Here is a 7,274-nt window from a genome sequence, read left to right on the forward strand (position 1 = left end):
AGTTGTTATATTTTTGGGTACCATTTTCTGTCTTTCAAGACAAACAATAAAAAGCCCTTCCTAATTAAGGAAGGATAGAATGAGAAAAAACTTACATTGGGATTCTTTTCTACAAAGGAGCGTTTTAGACCTAAACGGTTATATTATCCTGATTATCGAGAAATGGCCTGTCGTAGATGGAACTGTTTACTGCTTGTCTTAAAGCAATGAGGTAGGTGCGTTCGGTAAGTTCATTGCTGTTTCTGCGTTTTTCATGTCTACTTGAATTTGTTCGTTGACATTGTATGCATGATAATATCCTTTGTTCATCATGTAGTTTGTCACTTTTTCATGGGTTGCAATCGCATCATCTAATTGCTTATGCAGAATGGTGCGCACATCAGGAGTAGCCGCTTCAGTCAAAGCATATGCATAGTTACGAACCGCAGTTTTAGCAGCCAGCAGCAGATCAGATGCGACAACCTGGTCCGTCATCGTATTCATTCCTGTCAGATTTTCCATAAATGAATTCATTCATTTCACCTTCTTTATTGGAGATTAGCTCGAGAAAGTACTCCCTGTAGTTCTTGAATATGTTGCTTGGATGCTTGTACATCTTGCTGGAGAAGGGATTTCAACTCAGGATCCGTTACAAGTCCCTGCATCGTAGCAGATTTGGTGCAGCAAACAGTCTTAAACGTCAAAATCTCATGAAGTTCTAACGTTTCATGCATAGCTAGTCCTTTCGTTTCCATCTTGTCACCTCCCTTGACCTCACTACTATGTGTAAAAGCTGCCGATTTATTCAGGAGCGGCGTCCACTACATAAAGTTCTTGTGTACTCTATTTCTGGTTCATCTGCATTTTGTAGGAGTCTGGATATTCCCTGTAATCAACTAAAAAACCTAACCATCTATAGGACCAGTGGGAGTTAGTTACTGCTTCTCTTTCTTTTAACTTATTTACTTTTCATTTATCCAAAGGACTTTAAAATATCTATGTTAAAAGAACCTACTTTGTACATACTAATTATGGTTTGACTATATAATTCGGAGGTACAACTTACTATGGATAAAAAACTAAGGGAAGAATTAGATAAAATTCAACCTGCGTGGAAAAATGCCGGAGAATATTCAGATGATAATACGATTGATTCTGGAGACAAGGTTCCATCAAATTATGAAAATAGTTTACCAGCCAATCCAAAAAGTAATGCAAATTTTGAAGTAAGAAAAGCACCTGGTAGACTAGGGTAAAATATAAAAATCTCCTGTTTATTCATATATACTATATTGATGATTTTTCTATAAAAACAAAAAACCCGGTAATATGCCGGTTTTTTTTCCTTAGTGTATCCTTGCTGTGTTCCTTTGGTTGTATTTGAACCTTTCGCATTTTCATAAGCTGCGTCTGATTTTTTGAATTCTTCGTTATATAGCACCTCCTGCGTGCCTCTTAGATTTTCGTGATATTGATTTTCCTTATGCTTATCATTCATATATGCCACTCGCCTTTCTTTATAGGTTCTCCGTTATCTTTTGCAATTTTGCCATTAGCTAAACACGGATTCAAATAATATAGATATTGAGGTGAAAGATAGGTAAATCACCAACTTAAACTAACGGTTTCTTCTTTGCGCCCTGATATCCACTTACCACACCAACGCCAATGTATAAGTAGCCAACATATTTACCAGCATGTTCTATGTCTCCCGAGCAATGTCTAGTTCATACTATTTATCCACAGAATAACCTCCTCTTGCTTTTGAGGGAGGAAGAAGACAATGATGCCCTTGGCTTATTCGACTGAAATAAAACAAGCAACCAGATGTCAGTCTGTCTATTTTATTCGTTAGCCTTTACTATTCAAATCCCTTTTGCATTACCTGTAGTAAGACTTTTAGAAGGGAAAAATAAAATGGCTATAGTCTATGTAACAAATGTCAACTCGAATACTGTCTCTGTAATCAACACAGTATCAAATCGGGACATTGCTACGATACCTGTTGGGAAGGATCCCGCTGTAATGGCGATTACCCCTACTCGTTTATCCCAAACATTAGTAAATCGTCACAAAAAGATGATTCGTTTATCGCGCCCCTTAGTAAAACGTCGTAAAAAGGTGACCCGTTCACCTAAATCCTTAGTCAAGCATCGAAAGAGTTAACGTACTCTACTAAAAAGAAAGTCCGATAATATACATTCTGTAAATTTTTAAATAACATGAAAAAAAGCCCTACCATCCATACGGATAGTGGGGCTTAATCATCTTATTCTTGTTTCGCTTTTCCTTTATACCTAGACCACTACACCGACCTCAATAACGGTATAACTGATAAGGTCTAATCCTAAATCCCACAGGCCTTGAGGGACAACGGCTCCTTTAGCATTCAAAATCTGATACAACAATTCGCCAAAGCCAGCTCACAAGAACGGATCTTTTAATCGTTCTTTCATCCCCTTCACCTCTTCCCAATCGTCAAAGTAACTTGTCTTTTTTCTTGGCACCAGTCCAAGTTATAGCCAAGTACTTCTGTAAGTTCCATTGATTGAGAAAACTTTACACTAACAAACCTTTGTCATGTTCTTACTCCTTTCCTGGTGGCTCTATGAAACTATGTCTGGTATTTTCCCCATTGATAGAATATAACTCTATCAATCTATCAATTTTTCCCGGTCTGCTTCCCGGTAATAATAAAATGTCCGGCTATAAATTCACTTCTTATTAGATAATTTTGTAAGTATAACAATGGCGATAATAACGGTTACACAACCTAATACAACCCAAGGAGATTCTTGCCAACCTGTACTTCTAAACATGTTTTTATCCCCTTAAACACATTAAGTTTCTAATGCTTTGCTATAAATTTTAATTGTATAAAATCACCGATTTCAGATCTTTATTTTGGTAAAATTTAAAACTTATGGGTTGCCTTACAACGCAAAAATGTTGATATTAGTATTATATTGTAATTATTAGTAGGTATGATATTGTTGAGAAAGTCAAAATTTGTATTGATGCTATTCTTGTTGGTTAGTTTGATTTTGCCTTTTGGTACGTTCTCGACCACTAATGTAGCCTATGGACAAGAGGATCAGATTTTACAGCAGGATAATAAGTGTGTACCCTGTTCTTTAGGAGATAAATCAATAAATACATCAGAAGATATAGTGAAAAATTTAGAGATTGATAGTTCTACAAATAATAAGGAGAAAAAGAAAGATAATATTGACTTTGGTACTTATTATAAAGTTAAGGATCATAATGGTAAAGATTTGATATTGAATAAATTGTAATATATGTTAATCAAATACGAAAATGGGATAGAATTTTTTGTTGAGAAAAAATATAAAAAGTATATTAATGAAATGAAACCTGAAGAAATCGATGTTTCTCACCTTAACTTTGCTCCTGATAAAGCTGCGGCTAATATGCCTGAACAAAAGGTAATAGATGTGTCAGATAGCGCCGTGAAAAATGATGCCGATATATCTAGGCAGCAAACCGAAGAACCATCAAAGAATAATTCAAGAGACAGTGCTAATACTTTGTCAAATACAGGGCCTAGGGGTGATTGTAATTTACTTAACTATAAACAAGAATCACGCGTGTTGATTATCCAGTTTTAGGCAGACTCCTTATGTAATAATAATCATCCACGTAAACAAAAATAGAACAATGACTGGAGCGAATGAGTAAATGATAATCTCACTTACGTAAAGGGGAACAATCGCTTGCCCTATTACCTTTTGATAAATTAAAAGGTAATACCCCAGAAGCCAAATTATTACAAAAAGTTTCGCTATTTCATAGATAAAACATGTAAGCCCAACTACATATTTTGTAAAATAACTCTTACTAGAGCTATAAGTAAACCATCTACAATCTCTATACATTACCGTTACATTAATCCAATATTCTTTTTCCACCATGCTATAAAATTTGCTAAATTGAATATTAAACTTAATCCAATCGTTATCTTTTCTTTCTTTACTAAAGATCGAGAAGGTTTGCTCCAATTTATAAAAGCATTCTTAAATATTCATGTTTCCAATTTTATGTATTTTACTGTTTTCTGCTGTATATTTTTCAAACATAACCTTTAACATTTTTTCTTTCTTATAGTTATTACTTATTTCATTTATTTTTTTAAGCTCGTAGAACAGGGGTGCACAAACCTCATCTAAACTATTTTCTACTTGTTTCATAAATTGCTCATTCTTTTTCCTCTCTGACCAAAAAAATAACCTAAAGATACTGCTATTAAACTTAAGATAATTGGTAAAAGCTTAATAATTTGTTCCATATCCCCCCTCCCTAAGTATATAGTTCAACTGATTAAGGCTTTTTTCCTACATAAATAAAAAAAGCCCCGCCATCCATAAGGACAACGAGGCTTGATCATCTTATTCTTCCTTCACATTCCCGGTATATCCAGACACTACACTAACACCAATGCAAGCATGCATGAAGCAGCAACAGCGGCTTTACCCACAATGGAAAGATATAAAGATACATTCGTATACAACCAAGTAAAAGAAGCTCTTAAAAATGGTATGTATAAAGATTACATATACACGTTTGAATATATAGATGAAAATGGAATGAGTGGGCCACTAGGTTCAGCAAGAGAGTTTAGTTTATTTAAAAATAAAAACTCAAATCAACTTAACATTAATTCCAATGGTAATAAATCAAATCCGTCTTCTCAAGAGACGAGTAAACCTAATATCTCTAGAAAACATGATGAAATTGCTCATGATGGATACTATGGTAGAAAAGAGAAAAGAACCCAGGAATATAATAAATACAATACTACCTATACAAAAATCAAAAATAATTACTCTGGGCTGTTAATTAATTACGTTTTAGTTTCCTTAAAAAGAAAGGGAAAAATATCAGAAGTAATCCTACTATTAAAAATAAAGTGCCATAAAAAAGCAAAGGCCCATCTTGAACACTAATTAGAATATTAAGTTTAGTAATTCCTACTCCTACTCCACGAGAATCACTAAAATATATAGATAAAACTTCATAGGCATTGAATAGAACATAGCATCCAAATAGTTGCATTAAAACAAAAAAAATTGTTTTCGTTTTCATGAGATTCCCCCCTAACTTTTTAAGGTAACAAGTAATCTGTATAAATATGATTGTTATTATATATCACCAATATTGTAAAATAAAGTATTACCATATATAGAAAATCACAATATTATAATACATGTTAATATTTAACTAATTTTATCAAAAAAGGAATAAAATTAGTTAAATATCCAAAATAGTATATATTTGGGTTCTTTGTTAGGAATAATGGCGACAGGCCCAATAGCCTCTTCGTCAGTTTTTGCAGCAGAAACCAGCACCGAAAATGTTGAGAGTATATCTGTTGAAAAGGATAATTTGGACCAAGTAAAGAAGAGTCTTAACGAATTTGTGAATGCTCTGAATAATGGGGATGCAACTTCAGCTACTAGTTATGTAGAAGATGTTCGCGTTTATTATGATCATATAAAAAATGGAAATACAGGAAGAGCAGATCTGAATAGTTATGATCAAAAAGAAAAAGTTAAATCAAAGTACGCTCAGTATGTTAAGCAAAATGATAAAGACAGAGCAAATACTAAATTACTTTCCGTAACGCCAGATGGTACAGATTCAGCTAAAGCTAATATTGTTCTCTGCAAGGGAAATCCGATTATTAAAATCGTTTTTTAGATTGTTTTCCATCGTATCTAACTTTTTATTAATATTGATTTCTGACTGAATCACTTGCTTCTTAGCATCAAGAGCGGCCTGCCATGCATTATAGGAATTTTGCGCAGCATCTCTTAATTGTTTGGCTTGTTCAGGTGTTAGAGTCGCTGTAATTGATTTATCAATTGTAATCGCCATTTTGTCATCAACTTTGTTTGAAATAGGGCAAAAATTCAGAGGGGAGACAATAACAGTAGTTACCACATCCTACTTGATCTTACGAACTGGATGAAGGAAAAAGAAACAAAAAAAGACACATGGCAAAGCACTGATGGACATTATTGGCAGTGGGATGCTGAAGGAGGCAAGCTTGAGAAATGAAACAGGAATAAAAATAAACACCTAGGAGAATTTGATCCTGTTAATGGAAAACAAGCTAAACCGGCTAAACCGGGAAGACAATGGGCTAGGTGAATAATTATTATGACACAAGAATTAAGATTTATTGATGAATATCCTAAATTCAAGAGTTTATTTGAAAAAATTTTTATAAAAAGGGAGCTTGATGATTGGTATCGGTATAGATGTAAAGAATCTATTGAATTTTTACATGACCTCAAGCATATTACCCATATTATAGAAATAGATATACGGAATCATTACTTTCCTTCTGTAGATGTATTTTTAAAGCTACAAAATATCAATGGGGAGGGAAGATTTCTTTTAGAACAGAAAGTGCATTTGCAGATTTCTAAAATAATTCCTGTTTATTTAATCAACTATGGATATAGTATCAGACATAGTTTGATAATCGGATCTTTAGACTTATGGGGACCCCCGCAGACATTTGAATTATTCGAAGTTGATGCAGAAATAGAAAACATCTTTGCATCAAGAAAATTTATAAAATTGCATGAAAAATTTGATGCCCAAGACACTATTTATAATTGGACAGACCTACCTAATGTTGAATCTGTGAATAGAAGCTTAACATTAGAATATGCTGCTTTTTATGATGTACTCGGGCTTTGTGAATAGCTAGGAATCTTAAGAGACAACTACAAAATGTTTAGCGCATGCTAATTTAGAAAATCGATTTTTTATTGGCAACCATGCTAAATATGTAACTTTTCGAAAAATTTTTCCTCCTTGTAAATTTCCAACCAGAAGTATAAGTAGTATAACAGATCATCTTTGGATTAATTACACGAATCCCACCAGCCTAAGCTGGTGGGGTCTGTTTGTGCCCTGGTATCCACTTACCACACCAACACCAATACAAGAGATCTAATCCTAAATCCCGCAAGCCTTGTAAAATAATATTATGCAAACAAAAATCCGGCATAATCGCCGGTTTTTTAACTTACTCTCTTTTCATTTACTGGACGCATTGCCAGTACCTTCTTAACAGAGAACTACCTGGGGTCACGTCACGAAACGGATTCGTACATTAAGCGTTTTGTATGTTACTATATGCCTTGCCCTGCCTGAATGGTCTGGATGAACCCTAATAAAAGAAATCATCGCAGAAAATAGTCAAACCAGCCTGAGGGCTGGTTTGTTTTATTCAGTAAATGTTTTTTCTTGTTTTTTCGGAT

Annotated in this window: 10 protein-coding genes and 2 pseudogenes; 8 read left to right on the plus strand and 4 right to left on the minus strand. The window is 34.0% G+C overall.

What is annotated here, in order from left to right:
* Positions 1–198 precede the first annotated feature (198 nt).
* Both AF333_RS01315 and AF333_RS01320 read right to left on the minus strand, forming a co-directional pair.
* Entirely contained in the window at positions 199–513 is a 315-nt protein-coding gene (locus tag AF333_RS01315) for a spore coat protein (RefSeq protein WP_043068660.1), read from the minus strand.
* Positions 514–527: 14 nt separating this feature from the next.
* Complete coding sequence (locus AF333_RS01320) at positions 528–734, minus strand: hypothetical protein (RefSeq protein WP_043068659.1); 207 nt, start codon at positions 732–734, stop codon at positions 528–530.
* Between the two features lie 312 nt (positions 735–1,046).
* Here AF333_RS01320 and AF333_RS32545 point away from each other — a divergent pair, with 312 nt between their 5' ends.
* From AF333_RS32545 to AF333_RS01335, 4 genes and pseudogenes are all read left to right on the plus strand, one after another.
* Positions 1,047–1,235: a hypothetical protein gene (locus AF333_RS32545; protein ID WP_043072347.1), complete on the plus strand. Its 189-nt coding sequence runs from the start codon at positions 1,047–1,049 to the stop codon at positions 1,233–1,235.
* 673 nt (positions 1,236–1,908) lie between these two features.
* A pseudogene (locus AF333_RS34450) lies at positions 1,909–2,019 on the plus strand (hypothetical protein); the annotation flags it as partial.
* A 953-nt stretch (positions 2,020–2,972) separates the two neighbouring features.
* Positions 2,973–3,275, plus strand: coding sequence for a hypothetical protein (locus AF333_RS01330; protein WP_139188883.1), 303 nt, complete (start codon positions 2,973–2,975; stop codon positions 3,273–3,275).
* A gap of 3 nt (positions 3,276–3,278) precedes the next feature.
* Positions 3,279–3,608: a hypothetical protein gene (locus AF333_RS01335; protein WP_043068656.1), complete on the plus strand. Its 330-nt coding sequence runs from the start codon at positions 3,279–3,281 to the stop codon at positions 3,606–3,608.
* A 405-nt stretch (positions 3,609–4,013) separates the two neighbouring features.
* On the opposite strand, the gene AF333_RS33340 is transcribed toward AF333_RS01335, so the two are convergent.
* Positions 4,014–4,187 carry a hypothetical protein gene (locus tag AF333_RS33340; RefSeq protein WP_158502535.1) on the minus strand — a complete coding sequence of 58 codons (174 nt, stop codon included), beginning with the start codon at positions 4,185–4,187 and terminating at the stop codon, positions 4,014–4,016.
* 255 nt (positions 4,188–4,442) lie between these two features.
* Here AF333_RS33340 and AF333_RS01345 point away from each other — a divergent pair, with 255 nt between their 5' ends.
* Entirely contained in the window at positions 4,443–4,943 is a 501-nt protein-coding gene (locus AF333_RS01345) for a hypothetical protein (RefSeq protein WP_235495916.1), read from the plus strand.
* Positions 4,944–5,292: 349 nt separating this feature from the next.
* Positions 5,293–5,697, plus strand: a complete 405-nt coding sequence (locus AF333_RS01350) for a hypothetical protein (RefSeq protein WP_043068653.1) — start codon at positions 5,293–5,295, stop codon at positions 5,695–5,697.
* On the opposite strand, the gene AF333_RS32550 is transcribed toward AF333_RS01350, so the two are convergent.
* Entirely contained in the window at positions 5,638–5,940 is a 303-nt protein-coding gene (locus AF333_RS32550; RefSeq protein ID WP_141391415.1) for a hypothetical protein, read from the minus strand. The two genes, AF333_RS01350 and AF333_RS32550, sit on opposite strands and share 60 nt — an antisense overlap.
* Before the next feature lie 132 nt (positions 5,941–6,072).
* On the opposite strand from AF333_RS32550, the pseudogene AF333_RS37275 reads away from it, so the two are divergent.
* Both AF333_RS37275 and AF333_RS01355 read left to right on the plus strand, forming a co-directional pair.
* A pseudogene (locus AF333_RS37275) lies at positions 6,073–6,150 on the plus strand (colicin E3/pyocin S6 family cytotoxin); the annotation flags it as partial.
* 9 nt (positions 6,151–6,159) lie between these two features.
* Positions 6,160–6,714: a hypothetical protein gene (locus AF333_RS01355; protein WP_043068652.1), complete on the plus strand. Its 555-nt coding sequence runs from the start codon at positions 6,160–6,162 to the stop codon at positions 6,712–6,714.
* Positions 6,715–7,274: the final 560 nt, after the last annotated feature.

It is taken from the genome of Aneurinibacillus migulanus (genome assembly GCF_001274715.1).
Classification (GTDB): domain Bacteria; phylum Bacillota; class Bacilli; order Aneurinibacillales; family Aneurinibacillaceae; genus Aneurinibacillus; species Aneurinibacillus migulanus.

Coding starts and splice junctions, on each gene's coding strand:
- AF333_RS01315 (WP_043068660.1), bottom strand. CDS start 513: ATGAATTCATTTATGGAAAATCTGACAGGAATGAATACGATGACGGAC.
- AF333_RS01320 (WP_043068659.1), bottom strand. CDS start 734: ATGGAAACGAAAGGACTAGCTATGCATGAAACGTTAGAACTTCATGAG.
- AF333_RS32545 (WP_043072347.1), top strand. CDS start 1,047: ATGGATAAAAAACTAAGGGAAGAATTAGATAAAATTCAACCTGCGTGG.
- AF333_RS01335 (WP_043068656.1), top strand. CDS start 3,279: ATGTTAATCAAATACGAAAATGGGATAGAATTTTTTGTTGAGAAAAAA.
- AF333_RS33340 (WP_158502535.1), bottom strand. CDS start 4,187: ATGAAACAAGTAGAAAATAGTTTAGATGAGGTTTGTGCACCCCTGTTC.
- AF333_RS01345 (WP_235495916.1), top strand. CDS start 4,443: ATGCATGAAGCAGCAACAGCGGCTTTACCCACAATGGAAAGATATAAA.
- AF333_RS01350 (WP_043068653.1), top strand. CDS start 5,293: ATGGCGACAGGCCCAATAGCCTCTTCGTCAGTTTTTGCAGCAGAAACC.
- AF333_RS01355 (WP_043068652.1), top strand. CDS start 6,160: ATGACACAAGAATTAAGATTTATTGATGAATATCCTAAATTCAAGAGT.